At 64.1% G+C, this 19,494-nt stretch carries 18 protein-coding genes; 6 read left to right on the top strand and 12 right to left on the bottom strand.

Annotation, left to right across the window (positions count from 1 at the left end; all coding sequences use genetic code 11):
* Position 1: 1 nt before the first annotated feature.
* The 3 genes from BUC08_RS18065 (at position 2) to BUC08_RS18055 (ending at position 5,620) form a co-directional block, all read left to right on the top strand.
* Complete coding sequence (locus BUC08_RS18065) at positions 2–2,053, top strand: 3-hydroxyacyl-CoA dehydrogenase NAD-binding domain-containing protein (protein ID WP_037927754.1); 2,052 nt, start codon at positions 2–4, stop codon at positions 2,051–2,053.
* On the top strand, positions 2,046–3,857 hold the full coding sequence (locus tag BUC08_RS18060; protein ID WP_037927553.1) for an acetyl-CoA hydrolase/transferase C-terminal domain-containing protein: 1,812 nt from the start codon (positions 2,046–2,048) through the stop codon (positions 3,855–3,857). The genes BUC08_RS18065 and BUC08_RS18060 overlap by 8 nt, the downstream gene beginning before the upstream one ends.
* A 104-nt stretch (positions 3,858–3,961) precedes the next feature.
* Positions 3,962–5,620, top strand: a complete 1,659-nt coding sequence (locus BUC08_RS18055) for an FAD/NAD(P)-binding protein (RefSeq protein WP_037927556.1) — start codon at positions 3,962–3,964, stop codon at positions 5,618–5,620.
* 39 nt (positions 5,621–5,659) lie between these two features.
* On the opposite strand, the gene BUC08_RS18050 is transcribed toward BUC08_RS18055, so the two are convergent.
* The 3 genes from BUC08_RS18050 to ada all read right to left on the bottom strand — a co-directional run bounded on the left by BUC08_RS18050 (position 5,660) and on the right by ada (position 8,111).
* A complete protein-coding gene (locus BUC08_RS18050; protein WP_037927558.1) occupies positions 5,660–6,376 on the bottom strand; it encodes a 2OG-Fe(II) oxygenase in 717 nt (238 codons plus the stop codon).
* Positions 6,373–6,915: a methylated-DNA--[protein]-cysteine S-methyltransferase gene (locus tag BUC08_RS18045; RefSeq protein WP_037927562.1), complete on the bottom strand. Its 543-nt coding sequence runs from the start codon at positions 6,913–6,915 to the stop codon at positions 6,373–6,375. Before BUC08_RS18045 ends, BUC08_RS18050 begins: the two co-directional genes overlap by 4 nt.
* A 113-nt stretch (positions 6,916–7,028) precedes the next feature.
* Positions 7,029–8,111 carry a bifunctional DNA-binding transcriptional regulator/O6-methylguanine-DNA methyltransferase Ada gene (ada, locus tag BUC08_RS18040; protein ID WP_037927565.1) on the bottom strand — a complete coding sequence of 361 codons (1,083 nt, stop codon included), beginning with the start codon at positions 8,109–8,111 and terminating at the stop codon, positions 7,029–7,031.
* A 386-nt stretch (positions 8,112–8,497) separates the two neighbouring features.
* On the opposite strand from ada, the gene BUC08_RS18035 reads away from it, so the two are divergent.
* Positions 8,498–9,097 (top strand): gamma-glutamylcyclotransferase, encoded by a 600-nt coding sequence (locus BUC08_RS18035; protein ID WP_211254185.1) that lies wholly within the window; start codon positions 8,498–8,500, stop codon positions 9,095–9,097.
* Between the two features lie 106 nt (positions 9,098–9,203).
* Here the strand turns inward: BUC08_RS18035 and BUC08_RS18030 are convergent, their stop codons facing one another.
* The 3 genes from BUC08_RS18030 to BUC08_RS18020 form a co-directional block, all read right to left on the bottom strand.
* On the bottom strand, positions 9,204–9,962 hold the full coding sequence (locus BUC08_RS18030) for an SDR family oxidoreductase (protein ID WP_037927571.1): 759 nt from the start codon (positions 9,960–9,962) through the stop codon (positions 9,204–9,206).
* 111 nt (positions 9,963–10,073) lie between these two features.
* Positions 10,074–11,132: an SDR family oxidoreductase gene (locus BUC08_RS18025; protein WP_200796214.1), complete on the bottom strand. Its 1,059-nt coding sequence runs from the start codon at positions 11,130–11,132 to the stop codon at positions 10,074–10,076.
* 4 nt (positions 11,133–11,136) lie between these two features.
* Positions 11,137–11,553 carry an ester cyclase gene (locus BUC08_RS18020; protein WP_037927756.1) on the bottom strand — a complete coding sequence of 139 codons (417 nt, stop codon included), beginning with the start codon at positions 11,551–11,553 and terminating at the stop codon, positions 11,137–11,139.
* A gap of 94 nt (positions 11,554–11,647) precedes the next feature.
* On the opposite strand from BUC08_RS18020, the gene BUC08_RS18015 reads away from it, so the two are divergent.
* Positions 11,648–12,508 carry a LysR family transcriptional regulator gene (locus tag BUC08_RS18015; protein ID WP_037927577.1) on the top strand — a complete coding sequence of 287 codons (861 nt, stop codon included), beginning with the start codon at positions 11,648–11,650 and terminating at the stop codon, positions 12,506–12,508.
* A gap of 40 nt (positions 12,509–12,548) precedes the next feature.
* Here BUC08_RS18015 and BUC08_RS18010 read toward each other — a convergent pair whose 3' ends face one another.
* From BUC08_RS18010 to BUC08_RS17995, 4 genes are read right to left on the bottom strand one after another with little or no spacing between them, the layout of a single operon-like run.
* On the bottom strand, positions 12,549–13,415 hold the full coding sequence (locus tag BUC08_RS18010; RefSeq protein WP_037927580.1) for a transporter substrate-binding domain-containing protein: 867 nt from the start codon (positions 13,413–13,415) through the stop codon (positions 12,549–12,551).
* A 58-nt stretch (positions 13,416–13,473) separates the two neighbouring features.
* On the bottom strand, positions 13,474–14,262 hold the full coding sequence (locus tag BUC08_RS18005) for an ABC transporter ATP-binding protein (RefSeq protein ID WP_037927758.1): 789 nt from the start codon (positions 14,260–14,262) through the stop codon (positions 13,474–13,476).
* A gap of 5 nt (positions 14,263–14,267) precedes the next feature.
* Positions 14,268–14,999, bottom strand: a complete 732-nt coding sequence (locus tag BUC08_RS18000; protein ID WP_037927583.1) for an ABC transporter permease — start codon at positions 14,997–14,999, stop codon at positions 14,268–14,270.
* 3 nt (positions 15,000–15,002) lie between these two features.
* Positions 15,003–15,710 carry an ABC transporter permease gene (locus BUC08_RS17995; RefSeq protein WP_037927585.1) on the bottom strand — a complete coding sequence of 236 codons (708 nt, stop codon included), beginning with the start codon at positions 15,708–15,710 and terminating at the stop codon, positions 15,003–15,005.
* 152 nt (positions 15,711–15,862) lie between these two features.
* Here BUC08_RS17995 and BUC08_RS17990 point away from each other — a divergent pair, with 152 nt between their 5' ends.
* Entirely contained in the window at positions 15,863–17,035 is a 1,173-nt protein-coding gene (locus BUC08_RS17990) for an amidohydrolase (RefSeq protein WP_037927588.1), read from the top strand.
* Here the strand turns inward: BUC08_RS17990 and BUC08_RS17985 are convergent.
* On the bottom strand, positions 17,024–18,058 hold the full coding sequence (locus BUC08_RS17985) for an alpha/beta hydrolase fold domain-containing protein (protein ID WP_051694501.1): 1,035 nt from the start codon (positions 18,056–18,058) through the stop codon (positions 17,024–17,026). The genes BUC08_RS17990 and BUC08_RS17985 overlap by 12 nt on opposite strands.
* Position 18,059: 1 nt before the next feature.
* Entirely contained in the window at positions 18,060–19,484 is a 1,425-nt protein-coding gene (locus BUC08_RS17980) for a gamma-aminobutyraldehyde dehydrogenase (RefSeq protein WP_037927591.1), read from the bottom strand.
* Positions 19,485–19,494: the final 10 nt, after the last annotated feature.

The following is a 19,494-nucleotide window of genomic DNA, read 5'->3' as shown; positions in this document are numbered from 1 at the left end:
CATGGATTTTCTTCCGGTGCGGCCAGCCCCGCAGGACATTCCCAGACCGCAGGGTGTGGCCCATTGGCGTTATGCCAAGGGCGATATCGCACAGCTGTGGCTGGACTGTGCCGACACGGGCACCAATGTCATCTCCGAGGGAGTGCTGCGCGAACTGGACAGCCTGCTGGACCAAACCAAGGTGGACAATCCCCGCGCGCTGGTGATCCGGTCGGCCAAGCCGGGCGGTTTCGCAGCAGGCGCCGACATCGACGGCTTTGCCGACCTGCGTGGTGACGATGCCGTGCAGATGCTGGAACAGGGACACGCCGTGCTGGACAAGCTGGCCGCCCTGCCGTTCACCACCATTGCCGTCGTCCATGGCAACACGCTGGGCGGCGGGCTGGAACTGGCGCTGGCTTGCGATCAGCGCATCGGGGTCGAGGGGGTCAAGGTCGGCTTTCCCGAGGTACAGCTGGGCCTGCATCCCGGTCTGGGCGGCACCGTTCGGCTGACCCGGCTGATTGATCCAGTGGCGGCGATGCAGATGATGCTGACCGGCAGCTCTGCCCACGACCGCAAGGCGCGCAAGCTGGGTATTCTGGATGCGCTGGTGCCCGAACGCCATGTAGAGGCCGCGATTTGCGCGGCAGCGGCGGGCAAACTGGATCACGACACGGGCGGTCTGCGCGCCACGGCGATGCGCACGCGCGCCGCGCGGGCGCTGGCGGCCACGCGGATGCGCGCGGAGGCGGAAAAGAAAGCCCCCAACCAGCACTATCCCGCGCCCTATGCGTTGATCAACCTGTGGGAAGACCACGGCGGCGACAGGACCGAGATGCAAAAGGCGGAAATCGCATCCTTTGTCGAACTGCTGGACAGCGCCACGGCGCAGAACCTGATCCGCGTGTTTTTCCTGCGCCGCAAGTTGAAATCCGAAGGCAAGGGCACGGACGGCATCGACCATGTGCATGTGATCGGCGCCGGTGCGATGGGTGCCGAGATTGCCGCATGGTCGGCGATGCAGGGCAAGCGTGTCACGCTGGAAGACGTGGCGCTGGACCCATTGGGCAAGGCGGTGAAACGGGCCGTTGGGGTTTATGACAGGAAACACCTGAGCGGGATCGACGCCCGCGACGCGCTGGACCGGATGATGCCCGACCCCGATGGGCTGGGCCGTGCCCGTGCCGACCTGGTGATCGAGGCAGCACCCGAAAAGCTGGAGATCAAGGAAAAGATCTATACCTCGCTTGGCGGCGTGATGAAGCCGAACGCGATCCTGGCCAGCAACACCTCCAGCCTGAAACTGGCCGATCTGGTCGGGGCCACACCCGACGCGGGCCGTTTCGCAGGGCTGCATTTCTTTAACCCCGTGTCACAGATGCCGCTGGTCGAGGTCGTGTCCCACGAGGGGGCCGAGGCCAGAACGCTGGACCGTCTGGCCGCCTTTGCCGAAGGGATCGACCGGCTGCCCGTGCGCGTGACCGACTATCCGGGTTTTCTGGTGAACCGCATTCTTGGCCCCTATCTGATGGAGGCGATGGTGATGCTGGAAGAAGGCAAAACCAAGGAAGAGATCGACCGCGCGGCACTGGCATTCGGGATGCCGATGGGGCCTGTGACGCTGGCCGATCAGGTTGGGCTGGACATATGCCTTGAGGTGGCGCAGTCGCTGCGCGAAAATCTGGATCGTCCGATGGCAGAAACGCCCGGCTGGCTGTCCGAGATGGTCGATAAGGGGCATATGGGCCGCAAATCCGGGCGAGGGCTGTATGACTATGACAAGGGCGAAACGCCGCCCGACACACCCGCCGACGATCCACCCGACAGTATCATCGACCGTCTGATCCTGCCGATGTGCGACGCCGGTGTAGAGTGCCTGCGCAAGGGCGTGGCGCAGGATGCCGACAGCGTGGATGCCGCCGTGATCTTTGGCACCGGGTGGGCGCCGTTCCGTGGTGGACCGATGCATTATGCCAAGGTGCGCCGCGATGTGCCCCGCAGACTTGAGGCGCTGGCGGCAGAGCATGGCGCACGGTTCACGCCCGATCCGGGGTGGGCCTCCTTTGGCTGAGACGACCGCAGACCGGATTGCAGCCGAAATCATCGAACGCACAGGCGGCGACATCCGTCTGGCCTTGCCGCTGGGTCTGGGCAAGCCGGTCACCCTGCTGAACGCGCTGACACGCGCGGTGGCCGCGCGACCCGATGTGCGCCTGTCGATCCTGACCGCGCTGACGCTGGAGCGGCCCGATATGGGGCAGGGCATGGCGCGGCGCCTGCTGGAACCGGCGGCGGATCGTCTGTTCGGGCAGTACCCACAGATTGAATACGCGCGGATGATGCGCGACGGCACCTTGCCCGACAACATCGAAGTGTCCGAGTTTTTCATGCAGGCGGGGCGCTGGTTGTCGCAGCCTGTGGCGCAACGGCGCTATATCGCGGCGAACTACACCCATGCGCTGGACGTGCTGCGGCGCTGGCGGCCGAATGTGATGATGCAACTGCTGGCCCCGGTCGATGACGATCATTTCAGCCTGTCGTGCAACACCGATATTTCCGCCGATCTGCTGGACGACCGACGGGCAGGGCGTCAGGACTTTGTCTTGGCGGCCGAGGTCAACGACACGCTGCCCGCGATGACCGGCCCCCAGGCGTTGGTGGACCGCGACGCGGTGCAGATTCTGATGGACGACGGTCCGCAGTTCGAACTGTTTTCCGTGGTCAAGCGGCCTGTCGGTGCCGAGGAACATGCCATCGGGCTGCATGTGTCGCGGCTGATCCGGGATGGCGGTACGTTGCAGATCGGCATCGGCGCGATTGGCGATGCGGTGGCCCATGCGCTGATGTTGCGCCATACGGGCAAGGCGTTGGACATTCAGCGCAACAGCCCCTTTGCGCAAGATGGCTTTGACGAAAGCGGAACCTTTGACGCGGGGCTGTATATGGTGACCGAAATGCTGGTCGACGGCTTGCTGCAACTGTTCAAGGCCGGGATCGTCCGCCGCGAGGTTGATGGCGTCGCGATACACGCGGGCTTCTTCGTGGACTGCCGCGCCTTTTACACGGCACTGCGCGGATTGACAGAGGCCGAGCACGCCCGCATCCGCATGATGCCGGTGTCCTTCACCAACCAGTTGTACGGCGACGAAGACGCCAAACGCGCCGCCCGCACCGATGCGCGGTTTGTGAATGCCGCGATGAAGGTGACGCTGCTGGGCGGTGTGACCAGTGACATTGCCAGCAATGGTCAGGTGGTCAGCGGGATCGGGGGTCAGTTCAATTTCATCGAACAGGCCTTTGCGCTCGACGGGGCGCGGTCGATCATCACGCTGCCTGCAACACGGACCAAGGCGGGGCGGACCACGTCGAATATCGTCTGGTCGCATCCGCATGAAAGCGTGCCGCGCGCTTATCGTGATATCGTGGTGACGGAATACGGCATCGCCGATCTGCGCGGCGTGCGCGACGAGGTTGCCGTGGCCCGCATGGTGCGTATTGCCGACAGCCGGTTTCAGGATGACCTGGTGGCACAAGCCAAGGCGGCGGGCAAACTGGCGGCGGATTTTACGGTTCCAGACGGCTGGCGCTGCAACACACCGCGGCATCTGAACGGCTGGCTTGGGCCTGTGGAACTGCCTGCATTTCCCTTCGGCACCGATTTTGACGACGTGGAACAGCGGCTGCTGCCCGCGCTGGACCTGCTGTCGCAAACCCAGGGCGATCACATCGGTATGGCACGGCTGGTTCTGAAAGGTGTGCGGGCCGGGGATGCCGACCGCGCCTGTCTGGACCGCATGGCGCTGAGGGCCCCGCGCGGCGTGCGCAACCGGCTTGAGGCACTGGCCTTGAAAGGCGCATTGCGGCAAGTCGGGTAGTGGCCGGAAGGTTATCAGGGGAACCTTTTCGCCGTGCTACATGTTGGAAGACATTGGTTCAATAATACCGGCCGGCGCGCGGACGCCCGCCACGGAAAGGCGCCATGATGAAGTCAGGCACGGCTGCGGCACGGATTGCGATTGTCGGTCTGGGCCCACGAAGTTTGGGTGCGCTCGAAGCGTTGGTGGCGCATCTGGCAGACAGCGGGTGCCGTGTTGTGGTCGACGTGTTCGAACCTTCTGACGCACCCGGAGCGGGGCCGAACTTTCACCCCGACGAAAGCCCGCTGTGCCTGTTGAACATTCCCTTTCGCGACATCGCCATCCGCCCGCCCGCATTTTCGCGCGCTGGCAGCTTTGCCAGGTGGTACGCCAGACACACGGGCAACCAGGCCGATCCCGACAGTTTCCCGCCGCGGGCCGATCTGGGCCGGTATTTACAGGCACGGCTGCAGGACCTGCTGGATATCTCCAACGGGACAATCACCATCGTTCCCAATAAGGTCGCGCGGATCGAACGCAGTGACGCGGGCTGGCGGGTGCATGCCGGTGACCCGCCGCGCGCGCCCTACGACGAGGTGCTGCTGACCCCCGGCCAGCCCGAGACCGCGCCCGACGACCAGCTGGCCGAATGGCAGGACCATGCCCGCGACACGCAGGGGCAACTGGCGCAGGCCTATCCGGCGGCGCGATTGGCGGAACGCGCGCAAGATTGGGCAGGCCGCACCGTGGCCATCCGTGGTTTGGGGCTGTCGACCTTTGACGTGTTGCGGGTGCTGACGTGCGGGCAGGGCGGGCGGTTTGATGCACAGGGCTATCACCCTTCGGGGCGCGAACCTGCGGCCATCTATCCGTTTTCGCTGAACGGTCATCCGCCGTTTCCCAAGCCCGCGACGCAGGCGCTGGATGCGCGGTTTGATCTGCACCCGTCAGAGGTGGACAGGTTTTCGCAGGCGATGTCACAGGCAGCCGTGGCAGACCCCGACACCGCCCGCGCGGCGATCAGCGCGGCACTGGAACCCGTCGTCACACGCATTCTGACGGACTGTGGCGCGACGGTGCCCAAGGGGGCCGTGGCCGATTGGCTGGACGCCGAATGGACCGACGCGGGAACGCAAGAAAAAGACCTGTCCCCGATGGATATGTTGCGCAGCGGCATCGCGCTGGCCGAGGGCGCCTGTGCGCCCACCACCGGCTATGCGGTGGGCCAGGTCTGGCGCAAGGCGCAGGACGCCCTGCGTGCAGGGTACAATCCCGTCGAGACACCCGTGGAAACCGCGGAGGCGCTTGTTGCTTTCGACGAAGGGCTAAAGCGCTACAGCTATGGCCCGCCCTTGTCCGCGTCGCGCGAACTCTTGGCGCTGATCGATGCGGGTATTGTGGATCTGGACCTTGCAGTTGATCCTGATTTCACCCTGACAGACAGCGGTTGGACCTTGGAAACAGGTGGCAACACCGCCCGCGCTTCGGTCATGATCGACGCGGTCCTGCCTTCGCCCGACCTGTCGAGCATCGTGGCGGCACCCGTCTGCACCTTGGTGGAAAACGGCGTCCTGTCACCGCTTTCCCAGGGGCTGGCGGCGCGCACTGCAGCCGACGGGCAGGTTCTGGATGAACAAGGTCACGTGGTGCCCCGTTTGTGCCTGCTGGGACGGCTTGCCCTGGGCAGTGTGATCGCGGTCGATTCCCTGCATGACTGTTTCGGAAAATCCGCGGACCGCTGGGCCAAGGGCGTGTGTGCGCGACAAGAGCCCCGCAGGTAGGCCGCAGGAGTCCAGCGGTCCCTGTCAAAGCGATGACGCTTATTTCGCGTCGTGAAAGATGATCCCAATCGTGTGCCGCGTACCGCTGCGCAGGCGGCTGACGCCATGCCGGAGGTTGACCCGGTAGCTGCCTCTTGTTCCCTGCACAGGACGGTTGTGAACAGCAAAGGCCACGGCATCGCCCCGGCGCAGCGGTACGACTTCGACGCGGCTCTGCATACGTGGGCGTTGCTCGGTCATGCAGAATTCGCCGCCGGTGAAATCCTCGCCCGGTTCGGACAGAAGGATCGCGACCTGGATCGGAAAGACAAGGTCGCCATAGAGATCCTGATGCAGGCAATTAAAGTCACCCGCGACGTATTGCAGCAAAAGCGGCGTTGGCCGAAGCTGACCCGCGCTGTGACATTGCTCCAGGTATTCAGCGTGTGTCGCGGGATAGCGCTGGTCCAGGTTCATCGTCCGGTTCCAGTCATTGGCAAGATCGGCAAAGCGCGGATAAAGCGCCGTGCGCAATCCCGCCACGAGGTCGGGCAGCGGATAGCTGAAATATCGGTACGCGCCCCGACCGAACCCGTGCCGCGCCATGATCACATGGCTTCGGAAATGGCTTTCGTCCGGATAAAGCGCGGCCAGCGCGCGGCATTCCCCGGCGGTCAAAAGCCGGGGCAGAACGGCGCTGCCAAAGCTGTTCAGCTCTTCCCCGATGGCGGACCAATCATAGGCGGCGATGCGGTCCACGGCGATGTCCGTTGTCATATCTGCACCTCGTTCCGCAGCAGCTGGCGCTTGCGGTCAAGGCCCCAGCGATAGCCTGCCAGAGCCCCGTCACTGCGCACCACCCGGTGGCAGGGCACGGCAAGGGCCGCCGGGTTGGCCGCACAGGCACCCGCCACCGCGCGGGGCGAAGCAGGCGACCCGACCCGGGCTGCCAGTTCCTTGTAAGTCACTGTCTCACCCGCGCCGATTTTGCGAACCTCGTCCCAGACCCGGTGCTGGAACGGCGTGCCGTTCAGCTCCAGCACAAGATCGAGCCCCTTCGCAGGCGCTTCAATGAAGCGCACCACTTTCGTTATGTCGTCACGGACCGCGCGATCATCCGCCAAAAGGCGGGACTTCGGGAAACGTGCGGCAAGGTCTGCCTCAAGTGCGTCGGCGCTGTCTCCGATCAGCACGGCACGGACGCCCCTGGTGCCGCGTGCCACCAGAATCCGGCCAAGCGGGCAGGGTGCCGTGGCGAACAAGAGCGTATCGGCAGCGTGCGGTTCGGTGTCGAAATTCTTGGTTGCGAAAGTCATCGGGTTTGCTCCGTTTGATGGCGTTGTCATCCAGCCTGCCTGATGCGCACCTGCCGCGAACTCCGGTCCTTGCGGTCAAATCGGCAAAGTGGCCGGCCTTGCGGTTGCGCGGCTTACGCGTCTTGCAGTGCCTCGCGGTCCAGAAGCGCGCGTTTGCGCTCGACGCCCCACGCATAGCCCGACAAAGCACCGTCGTTGCGCACGACCCGATGACAGGGAATGGCGACGGCCAGCTTGTTCGCCGCACAGGCGCCCGCAACGGCGCGGACCGCCTTGGGCGCGTCGATGCGTCGGGCAATGTCGGCATAGGAAACGGTGTCCCCGACCGGAATGTCCTGCAAGGCCTGCCAGACCCGTTGCTGGAATGCGGTGCCGCGCACATCAAGCGGAAGGTCCAGACCGATGCCCGGGTTTTCAATACAGCCGACCACGCGCGCCACGGTCGCCTCATAGGCGCGATCCGCGCCGACCAGCCGGGCCTTGGGGAACCGATCCTGAAGGTTCCTGACCAGTTCGTCCGGATCGTTTCCCAACAGTATGGACACAACCCCCTTTTTGCTGGACGCCACGAGAAGATCGCCAAGCGAGGTGTGCCCAACCGCAAACCTGATCTCTTCGTCCGCGCCGCCGGATCGGTATTGCGACGGCGTCATCCCCAGCATCCTAGTCGATTGTTCGTAGAACCGCCCGCTGGAATTGAAACCGGCGTCATAAATCGCCTCGGTCACGGAATTCCCGGCCACCAACCCCGCGCGCACCCTGTTTGCACGATGTGCCGAGGCGTAGGCCTTGGGCGTCAGACCCGTCGCGGATTTGAAGACCCGGTGAAAATACCCGGGGCTCAGACCCGCCGCCTGCGCGAGCATCTCCAGCGAGGGTATGTCTTCGCTTTCTTCGATAAGACGGCATGCCTGCGTCACCACATCCGTGTGGTCGGCCTCGGCGGAGGAAGCCTCGGGGTTGCACCGTTTGCAGGGGCGAAAGCCTGTCGCACGGGCACTTTCCAGCGTGTCGTGAAGCTGGACGTTTTTCGGATTGGCCCGCCGTGACGGGCAGGATGGACGGCAATAAACGCCGGTCGTCAGGACCGAATACCACAACTGGCCATCCGCCGTCTTGTCGCGCGCCACGATGCGCGCCCATCTGGGGTCCTGCGCAACCGCGTGCCCGTTTGTATCAAAATGATGTGCATTCATCCGTCCGACCTTTCGATGATGTTGCGAAACCCGGAGAACAGCCTGACAGGCGCGAACGCGTCCTGCACTCCGTTCCTTGCGCATTCATCAACCGGGGCGGCGCGGCGCTGGCCGGTCTGGCAAAGCCGGGTTCCGGGGCAAGGAACGGAGTGATCGCAGATGTCTCTGCACCCATACCCGTGACATCGACAACCAACACAGTCTGCCCGATGTCAGATCGCTCATCCCTTCCCCGACCCTTGTCCGCAGCGCGTGCAGATTCGCGTCCGCGCCGCCCAGACACCGATGAAACCGCGGCACCGGTACTGACGCGCGCGTTTCTCGAAACCGGTGGCGCGGTCGCTCTTGCGAGGTGTGACGATCCGGACGGGTCGTTTCCGTCCGAAGTGACACGTGCAGCATCGCTGGATGCCTTTCTGAAGCATCGCCCGCCCGGCGATCTCTGGGTGTTCGGATATGGGTCGCTGATCTGGAACCCCGCGATGAAGATCGCGGAAAGCCGGGTTGCAACGGTCACAGGCTGGCACCGGGCCTTTTGCCTGTCCATGACGGCGGGGCGCGGGACAGCGGCGCGCCCGGGATTGGCATTGGGGCTGGATCGTGGCGGCACCTGCCGGGGCATCGCCTTTCGCCTGAGCGAAAGCGATCTCGCTTCCGAACTCCCACTGTTGTGGCAGCGTGAGATGCTGCTTGGCGGCTATGTTCCGCAATGGGTCGAGGTCCTGGATGGCGACGATGCGGCTTTTGGACAGGCCCTTACCTTTACCATCGACCAAAACCACCGGCACTATGCCGGAAAGCTTTCGCAACGGGCGCGTCTGGAACGGTTGGCGACCGCCGCCGGCAGTTGGGGGTCGGCTGCGGATTACCTGTTCAGAACCGTCGAGGCCCTGCGCGGCCATGGTATCCGGGATATGGCTCTGGAAGAGACGGGAAAGCTGGTCGAGGCGGCGCTGTTGCTCTCCTTCTGGCCGCAAGCGGCGTGACAGCGTGCCATGGGGCGCTGTTGTCCCTGAATGACGGTTTCGCCAACTCGGCGCAGGAGGGGGGGTGCCCCAGGGCGGACCTGCGCCCCGGGGCAATTGCGCGGGATCAGGTCAGCCGGACGGCCATGCCACCATCAGCGGCCAGCGGTGTTCCGGTCACAAAGCTCGACCTGTCGGAAAGCAGGAAAAGCGCCGCCTGCGCGATCTCCCGTGCATCCGCCATGCGTTTCATCGGGTGAAGACCCGCGATGTACGCCAGAGTGTCGGAATCCTGCTCTCCGTTCACAGGGGTAATCGTACCGCCGGGCAGCAGGGCGTTGACGCGGATACCCTCGGCCGCATGGTCCGACGCAAGCGACTGGACCAGCCCGTTCAGACCGGCCTTGGATGCCGCATAGGCGCCCATCCCCGGCATGCCGCCATTGCTGAAACCGACAAAGGACGAGGTGAAGACCATCGAACCGCCGCCGGTCTTCCGCAGCGCGGGAATCTGCGCCTTGGCAGCCTGGAACGCCGCAGTCAGGTTGACCGACATGACCTGGTTCCAGTCGTTCAGGTCCATATCGGGAATGGGCCCCATTTCACCCAGGATGCCCGCGTTGTTGAACGCGCCGTCCAGTTCTCCGAATTCCTTGACGGCCAGCTGTACCAGGGCGTCGGCAAAGCCTTCGTCCCGCACATCACCGGCCAGGAACACGGCGTTGCCACCGTTCGCTTTGATACGCGCGGAAACTGTTTCAAGTTCAGTTTCCCGCCGCGCACCAAGGATCACATTGGCCCCCTCGGATGCAAAGAGTTCGGCCGCCGCCGCACCGATGCCGCTGCTTGCGCCGGTGATGATGATCGTCTTGTTTTCCAGTTCCATGACACGTTCTCCATTGTTGCGTCCGTTCCGGTTCAGGCCGGTAACGACGGGAAAGTGTCATGACTGCGCAACGCCGGAATATCCGTTTCCTGCGTTCAAATCCCGATCCGTTCAGGGCCTGGATCGGCGTCGGGCCTCGGTCGCCGGTGCGGGCAGCATTCCGTTGACACGATACCACGCAACTTCGTCGGCGATGGTTTCCTCCATCGGGCGAAACGACAGCCCCAGCTCGGCCTGCGCCTTGGTCGGATCGAACCGGCTGTGTTCGAATTCGTTGCGCATGTTGCGCACCGCGGCAAGGCTGAGCAGGGCGGGACGGCCTGTCAGACGGGCGATGGCCTCTTGTATCCCCGCGATGATCCACAACGCCGCCGCCGGTATCTTGCGCTTTGGCGCGGCCACTCCGGTGACCCCCTGGTAGAGTTGCATCAGATCCGCCATCGCGACATGCCGTCCGGCGGCCAGGTAATGATCGCCCCGCCGTCCTTGGCGCAAAGCCAGAAGCTCGGCCTGCGCCACGTCACGCGCATCGACAAAGGCAAAGGTCGCGGGCGGGATGCCCGGCAGTTTGCCCCGCATGAAATCCAGCGTGAATTGCCCCGCTGCCGTCGGCCCCCGGTCACCCGGCCCGTGCATCCAGCCCGGCATCACGAAAACGCCAAAGGTTTCGGGATGCCGGTACAGATGCGCCATGACCGTCCGGTCCGACAGGATCTTGGACCGATAGTAGTCGTCCGCGCCCTTTGCGGGGCGTTTCATGGTTTCGTCCACGACCTGCCCTTTCTTGCCGTCCACCACGGCAATCGAACTGGTGTGCACGATCTGCCGGATACCGGCCTGATGCGCCGCGATCAGCAGCCGCCCGGTCGCATCGACGTTGATCGCCTTCAGCTTGGCCCAGTGGCGGCCACCGTAATAGCTGTCGCGGAAATAGGCCGCCGTATGGAACAGCGTGTCGCATCCCTCCAGTGCGCTGGCAAAGCCCGCCACATCCTCCATATCGCCCTCGACGATCTCAAGCCCCGCCAAATCGCCGAACTGCTGCCGCGCCTTTTCAGCGGAGCGCGCCAGCCCCCGCACCTGTACCCCTTCTGCCAGAAGCGTACGGACCAGGTTGTTGCCCAACAGCCCGGTGGCACCTGTCACAAAGGCAATTTTCGTGTCACGCATCATCTCACCCCGCACCCTGACCAAGCGCCTGCATCAGCGCGACCCTGTCGTAAAAGACCTCTTCGCGGGTGGCATGGTGGTCGTCAAAGGTGAAAAACCCTGCAAACCGGAATTGGAACGGCGCTCCGCTTGGCGGGATCAGGTGGCCGCCGATGGCAAAGTCGCCGGTGAACGTACCGGTAAACACAGCCGTCATCGCCAGATGGCGCGCGATCCAGACCACCGGGGACATCTCAACCCTGATATCAGGAAAGGCGGCGAACAACGCCTCTTCGCGGGCACGGGTGGCCGCGCGTCCGGTGGTTTCGCCCATCGGATCGACAAAGTGAAAATCCTCGGACATCAGCCCGAGCAACGCGTCAAGGTCGCGATCGTTGAACGCGGCGCTGGCCCGTTCGGTAAAGTTGAAAGGTATCTGCATCTTGGTCTCCTTTTCACGGTCAGGATAGGCCAAGCAGCGCATTGCAAGAACAGCCACCAATGGACTTCTGCTTTGCGTTTATGCAAAATGGGGCATGACCGATTGGGACGATCTTCGCGTGCTGCTCGCCATCTCGCGGCGGGGCAGCTTTCTTCAGGCCGGGGCGGTGCTGGACATGGCCGCCTCGACCCTGTCCCGGCGCATCACCCGGCTGGAGAAGGAGATCGGCGAACCGGTGGTCGAGCGCGGCGTTGACGGCCTGCGCCTGACGGCCCGGGGCGCGGCGCTGGCCGCAACCGCCGAAAACCTCGAACGCGATCTGCAACGGCAGACGCTGGCACAGGACGGGGCATTGTCTGGCGGGGTCACCGTGACGGCGGGTGACGGATTTGTCCCCGTGCTGACACAGGCGATCGACCGCTATATCGAAATGCATCCGCGATGCACCGTCGATCTGCTGGTCGACTCGACGCTGACCAAGGTCGCGCGCGGCGGGGTCGACATTGCCGTGCGTACCGTGCACCTGGGCGAGCCGTCGCTGATTTACAGCAAGGTCGCCGCGCTGTCCTTTGGTGTCTATTGCGCAGCGGACTATGCCCGTCGCCTGCCCGCGAATGCCACGCCGGGCGACGCCGCGATGATCGACCTGTCGCCGCCCTTTGATCAGGGTGCCCATCTGCGCAGCGCCCGCGCCGCAGGCTTCGTATCCTCACGCTTTCGGGTCTCTTCCTTCGCGGCGCAATTGCAGGCCTGCGCCAGCGGCTACGGCGTTGCCGTGCTGCCTGACCTCTTGTCAGCGGGCCTTGTGCAACCCTTTGGCGCGGTCGCGTTGCCGCCGATGGATGTGTTCCTGGTGACGCGCCCCCAGGCCTTGCGCCAGCCCCACCTGCGCGCGTTCTTCGACGTGCTGCGTGACACCGTGCGGGCAGCAGGGGCGCGGGAGCAATCGGCCTGAGGGTTCCGTCTTGCGGGCGCAGTGATCCTGCGCCAGACGGTCAGGGTGTCACATCAAAACCGAACCATTTCATTGAAATCTCTTTCACGGTGCCATCGGCTTTCAACTCTTCCAATGCCGCGTCCAGTTTTTCACGCAGGGCATCATCCTCTTGCCGCACCGCGATAGCGGCCCCCTGACCCAACAGGCCGCCACCAAAGCGAGGTCCGAACAGCACAAGGTTTTCCTTGCCTTCCTGTTTGACCAGATCACTGAGATACATCAGCGACGCCATGATCAAGTCGACCCGTCCCGCCGCCAGGTCCAGTTCGGCCTCGTTGCCCTTGTATTCGCGGATTTCCACGTCCGGCAGATAGGCGTGAAAGAACTCGGTCGCGATGGTCGAGGCCTGAAGCCCCGCGACCTTGCCTGCAAAAACCGTGTTCAGCTCGGCCAGGGCGTCCTTCAGGCTGTCTGCATCCTTGGCGTCGTCCAGCCGGATCAGCGTATCGACATAAGGAACATCGGCCAGGCTGTTGTCCTTGCTGGTGATAAACGTCAGACCACCAGCGGCATAGGGCGTGGTGAACGACACGACCTTGGCCCGTTCGGGGTTGGCCGACATGGCCGCGACAATCGCGTCGTATTTGCCTGCGTTCAACGCCGGGATGATCCCGTCCCACGGCTGGGCGATGATGGTGCACTTTGCCTTCATCCGTTCGCACAGGGCGTTGGACAGATCGACATCATAGCCGTCCAGGGTGCCGTCCTGTCTGGTCAAATTGAACGGAGGAAAGGCCCCCTCGGTCGCGATGCGGATCGTGTCCCAGGATTTCTCCTGTGCCTGCGCTTGTGCAGGCAGGAACGCGTGCGCGCAGAGCGCCATTAAAACAGCAGCGGTGCCGCGCTTCAGGTGCATCAGTTTCATGTTGGTCTCCTCCAGTGTTGGGTCGGCCCTTCGTGGCGGGGCCGGTTTTCGGGGGCGTTTACCCCTCGATGAACCGCGCGAGGCGGGTGTTGTTGCCGGGCGCAAAGACCTCTTCGGGCGGGCCGGATTCCTCGATGACGCCTTCGTTCATGAAGACAACGGTGTCCGAGATGTCGCGGGCAAAGTTGATTTCATGGGTGACGATCAGCATGGTCCGCCCTTCTTCGGCCAACGCCCGGATCACCCGCAGCACCTCACCGACCAGTTCGGGATCAAGCGCCGAGGTCGGCTCGTCGAACAGCATGACGGTCGGGTTCATGGCAAGGGCGCGCGCGATGGCCGCACGCTGTTGCTGGCCACCGGACAGGCGCGCGGGGTATTGGTCGGCCTTGTCCGCAATACCCACCTTGTCCAGCAGCGCCCGTGCTTCGGCGATGCAATCGGCGCGGGGCCGTTTCTGGACGTGGGTGGGGGCCTCGATCACGTTGCCCAGCACGGTCTTGTGGGACCACAGGTTAAAGTCCTGAAAAACCATGCCGATCCGCGCGCGCATCCGGTCCATGGCGCGCGCGTCCGCAGGACGCCGCCCACCGCCGCGTTGGGCCACCAGTGCAATTTCGGTGCCATCGACGGTGACGGTGCCGGCTTCGGGGATTTCCAGCATGTTGATGCACCGCAACAAGGTGGACTTGCCGGACCCGGACGACCCGAGGATGGACACCACTTCGCCACGGCGCGCGTCAAAGTCGATGCCCTTGAGCACTTCAAGCGCACCATAGCGCTTGCGCAGGCCACGCACGGAAACGGCAGAGGGCTGGATGGGATCGGGTTGCGTGGGCGGGGTCATCTGGTTCACGGGGTCACTTCCTTTCGGGCCGCACCGACACGCGCCACGGGGGCAGGGTCGCGTTGATCGGGGTTCAGTCGGGTTTCAGCCAGGCGCACCAGCAGGATCAGGCCATAGCAGATGGTCAGATAGATCGTGCCGGCGGCGACAAAGACTTCTACGGGGCGATAGGTTTCCGCGATGATCCGGGCGGCAATGCCGGTGACATCGGCCAGCGTGACCAATGAAGCCAGCGAGGTTGCCTTGATCATCAGGATAAATTCGTTGCCATAGGCGGGCAGGGCCTGGCGCAGGGCGATTGGAAAACTGATGCGACGGAACAGCAAGAGGCCTGACATGCCACAGGCCTGCGCCGCCATGATCTGACCGCGTGGCACCGACAACAACGCGCCGCGCAGGATCTCGGAGCCATAGGCGGCTGTGTTCAGCACCAGGGCCAGCAGCGCACACCAATAGGGTTCGCGCAGATAGGTCCAGGCAAAGCTGTTGCGGATCTCGGGGAATTGCGCCAGCCCGTAGTAGATGATGAACAGCTGCACCAACAGCGGCGTCCCGCGGAACACATAGACATAGCCGATCACCAGCCAGTTCAACGGCCTGATCCGGCGCACGCGGATGACCGCAAAGACCAGCGCCAGACAGGCCCCCAAAAGCAGGGACACCGTGGCAAGCTCAAGCGTCACGGGAATGCCGGGCAACAGTTTCAAAAAGGTCTGGCCGAGAAATTCAAAGTCCATGGCTCAGGCCCTTCCCCTGGAATAGCGGTGTTCCAACCGGTTGAAGATCAGCCCGCTGAGGATGGTGATGGCCAGAAACAGCACACCGGCGGCAAAGTAAAAGGTGAAGGGCTGGCGGGTGAAGCTGGACCCGATTTGCGCCTGACGCATGATTTCCACCAGTCCGGTCACGGAAATCAGCGCGGATTCCTTCAGCACCATCTGCCAGACATTGCCCAGCCCCGGCAGCGCGTGACGCGTGACCAGCGGCAGGGTGATGCGGCGGAATTTCAACAGGCGTGGCATGCCCATCGCGGTTGCGGCCTCAAGCTCTCCGGCCTTGACCGAATAGAAAGCGCCGCGAATGACCTCGGCGTGATAGGCACCGGAGACGACGCCGATGGCCCCCATGCCCGCCACGAACCCCGGAAAGGACACAAAGCCTTCGACCCCGAACATATTTGCAATCGGCGTCAGCAGCAGGCCCGAGCCGAAATAGAACAGGTAGATCACCAGCAGGTCGGGAATGCCGCGCAGAACGGTTGTATAGGCCGCCGCCAACCAGCGCAGCGGCGCGTTGCCTGCGATCTTTGCCCAGGCCACGAGAATGCCCAGACCTCCACCCAGCGCAAACCCCGCCGCGGCGACGGCCACGGTGTTGGCCGCAGCGCGCAGCATGGCGGGCCCCCAGCCTTCGGGTCCGAAACCGAACATCGCCAAAGTGTCGAGCATCCATTCCCCTTCCCGGAACCTGATAAGCTTGTGCCATCTACAAATTTCGGCATGGGGCAAAGCTGCACCCATGTTTATTAATTGTCAAGACTATACAAAGTGTATAATTCTTCTGGAGAAACTTCGTGACGAAACGTTAAAAAGGACGCCAAATGACTTTTTCGCCCAATTTCAAAGCGCTTTGCGGCGCTATGACAGAGGTCCGGCGCGATCTGCACGCGCACCCCGAATTGTCGCTGGAGGAGGCGCGCACGGCCGATATCGTGGCGCGCCACCTGGAGGAAAGCGGGCTGGAGGTGACCCGTGGCATCGGCGGCCACGGGGTCGTGGGCAGCTTGCGACGCGGTGGAAATCGCCCGGCGGTCATGTTCCGCGCCGATATGGATGCGCTTGCCATCGAAGAAACCTCGGGCGTGGCGCATACCTCGCGCAACGCCGGGGTGATGCATGCCTGCGGCCATGACGGTCACACGGCGATGCTGCTGGGCGCGGCACGGGCGTTGGCGGACGATCCGTCGGTCACCCGCGACATCCATTTCGTGTTCCAGCCCGCCGAAGAACGCTATTGCGGCGCGCAGCGTATGATCGACGACGGGTTGCTGAAACGCTTTCCCTGCGGCACGGCCTTTGGTCTGCACAATGCGCCGGGCCTGCCTGTGGGTACCTTCGCGACGCGCTCTGGCCCGATGATGGCCGCCTCGGGCATCTTTTCGGTGGTGTTTACGGGGATGGGCGGACATGGCGGCGGCAGGCCACATTTGGCCGCCGATCTGACACTGGCGCTGGCCGAATTCACCATCGGTTTGCAGACGGTGATCCGGCGCGGGTTCTCACCGCTTGACCCGATCGTACTGACACTGGGGTCGGTTCAAGGTGGCAACGAGAACGCCTCGAACGTGATGCCCGCGCGGGTCAAGGCGACCGGAACCATGCGGTGCTTTACCCAGGACAACTGCACCCTGATTGAGACCGCGCTGAACGATCTCGCAGAGCGGGTCGCGCTGCTCAACGGCTGTGATGCCAAGGTCAAAGCGGTATGGGAAGCCCGCCCGCTGGTCACCGATCCCGAGGCCACCGAGATTGCCCGCACGGCAGTCGAAACCCTGGGGCGCGATCTGAACGAAGCCCCGATGACCACGGGAGCCGAGGATTTCTCGGATCTGACACAGGCCTTGCCCAGCTCGTTCATGTTGATCGGCAATGGCGTTGAAAAGGGCGCAGGGGGCGATGCGTTGCACGCGCCGACCTATGATTTCAACGACGACGCCATCCCGCACGGCATCGCCTACTGGACCGCGCTGGCGCGGCAGCTGTCACAGACCTGAGGCAAAATCCCGCGCGACACGCCCGCACAAGCTCAGGGCTTGTCGCGCGTCCTGCAGATGCTGTGACATCTGCAAAAACCCGTGGGGCATCCCCGGTACCACGTCCAGCCGCACGGAATGCCCCAGCGCCAAAAGCCTGCGCCACAGGGCCAGGCTGTCCGACAGAAGCGGGTCCGTTTCAGCGCCAAGGATGTGGACCGGCGGCAGCGCGGCCAACGCCGCATCGCCGGCCAGAAGCGGCGCGGCCAACGGATCGCTGCGCCGGGCCGGGTCGGGCAGATACCATTCGGTGTAGCGCTGCAACTTGCCCGCAGTGAAACCGGGATAATCCGCAAAGCGCAGGTGCGAGGCCCGCTGCCGCCCCGGCGCGAACATGCCGTAGTACAGCAGCAATCCTGCAGCGGGGGTCTGCGGCTCCAGCAACAGGGTTGCGATGGCAAGGTTGGCACCGGCGGAATCGCCACCCACGACCACCGGACCCGCGGTGCACCCGATGGTGTCAGGATGCGTGGCAAGGGTCAGATAGACGCTGGCCACATCAAGCAGCCCTGCGGGAAACGGGTCTTCGGGCGCTTTGCGATAATCGGGCAAGACAACGGTCATCCCGGCATCCTGCGCCAGACACCGTCCGGCGTGTTCGTCGGTTTCAGGCGCACCAAAGGCAAAGCCGCCGCCGGGGATCATCAGGTTCGCGCCCGGCGCAGCATTCGGCGGCGTCAGCACGACCACACGACAGGGCGCGGCGTCGGCGCGGGCGGGGGGCACCACATATTCGTGGCGCTGCATCGGGGGCAGGTCCGTGTTCCAGATCTGCGCACGCGTCGCGGCCAGGGCACGGCCTTGGGCGGCGGGCAATGTGGTCGGATCAACCTGCGGGCCCGAACTGCCCAGCTTTGCCATCAGTGCCAGCAGGCTGGCGGCGGGCGCGTTGGGAATATCCTGCGGTTGCTCCTCGCGCTGGGGGTCCAGCCAACGGGGCAGCCCATACGACCAATCCGGCAGGAAGGGGTCATGCGAAGACATCCTAATGCGCGATCATGATGTGCCGGATTGCCGTGTAATCCTCAAGCGCATGCAAGGACATATCCCGCCCATAGCCCGAGGCCTTCAGCCCGCCATGGGGCATTTCGTTGACCAGCATAAAGTGGGTGTTCACCCAGGTGCAGCCAAACCGCAGCCCTTTCGCCACCCGCATCGCCCGCGACACATCGCGGGTCCAGACGGACGAGGCCAGCCCATAATCGGTGTCATTGGCCCAGCCCATCGCCTGCGCCTCGTCGTCAAAGCGCACGACTGTCACCACGGGGCCAAACACCTCTTTGCGCACGATCTCATCGTCTTGGGTGACATTGGTGATCACTGTCGGCTGGTAATAGTGACCCTTGCCTTCGCCCACCGCACCGCCGCACAGCACCCTCACCCCTTCGCGCGCACGGGCACGCTGGACAAAGCCGTCGACACGGTCGCGCTGTTTCGCCGTGATCAGCGGGGGAATCTCGTTCTCGCTATCATCGGCATTGTCATAGCGCAGGGTTTTGACCGCCTCCGACAGCTTTTGCGCAAAGACATCGTGAATCCCGCTTTGCGCATAGACGCGACAGGCTGCGGTGCAATCCTGACCGGCGTTGTAAAAGCCGAAGTTGCGAACCGCATCGACCGCCGCATCCACATCCGCGTCGTCAAAGACCAGCACCGGGGCCTTGCCGCCCAGCTCGAGATGGGTGCGTTTGATCGTGGTCGCGGCGGCGCTCAGCACGGCCTTGCCGGTGCCCACGTCGCCGGTCAACGAGATCATGTCGACCTGCGGATGCCCGATCAGCGTAGCCCCAACGCCGGGGCCGTCCCCGGTCAGGATGCTCAGCACGCCCTTGGGCAGGATGTCAGCCACCAGCGCGGCAAAACGCAGCGCCGTCAGCGGCGTGTGCTCGGCCGGTTTCAGCACCACGGTGTTGCCCGCCGCAAGGCTGGGCGCCAGCTTCCACGCCAGCATCATCAGCGGATAGTTCCAGGGGGCAATCGCGGCGACCACCCCCACCGGATCGCGGCGCACAAAGGATGTGTGGCCAACCAGGTATTCCCCGGCCAACGGACCGGTCATCGACCGGATCGCGCCTGCGAAAAAGCGAAAGCAATCGGCGGTGGCGGGGATTTCATCATCGCGTACGCAATGGAACGGCTTGCCACAGTTCAGCGCCTCCAGCCCGGCCAGCCTGTCGCCGTCCGCCTCGATCCGGTCGGCGATTTGCAACAGCAGAGCGGCGCGGTCGGATGGCGTGGTTTCGGACCATGCCGGAAAGGCGCGCCGCGCCGCCATGACCGCCGCGTTGATCTGGTCCGCGCTCGCGGAGTGCACGGTGACTATGCCCGCACCGGTGCGCGGATTGATCAGCTCGATCGCGTCGCCGCGTCCGGGGACAAAACTGCCATCAATATAGTTTGCGGTTTCCATCCGGCTCTCC

The organism is Pseudosulfitobacter pseudonitzschiae (assembly GCF_900129395.1).
Lineage (GTDB): Bacteria > Pseudomonadota > Alphaproteobacteria > Rhodobacterales > Rhodobacteraceae > Pseudosulfitobacter > Pseudosulfitobacter pseudonitzschiae.
Note: the sequence above shows the minus strand (reverse complement) of the source record. Positions and strands in the feature narration are given on the sequence as shown.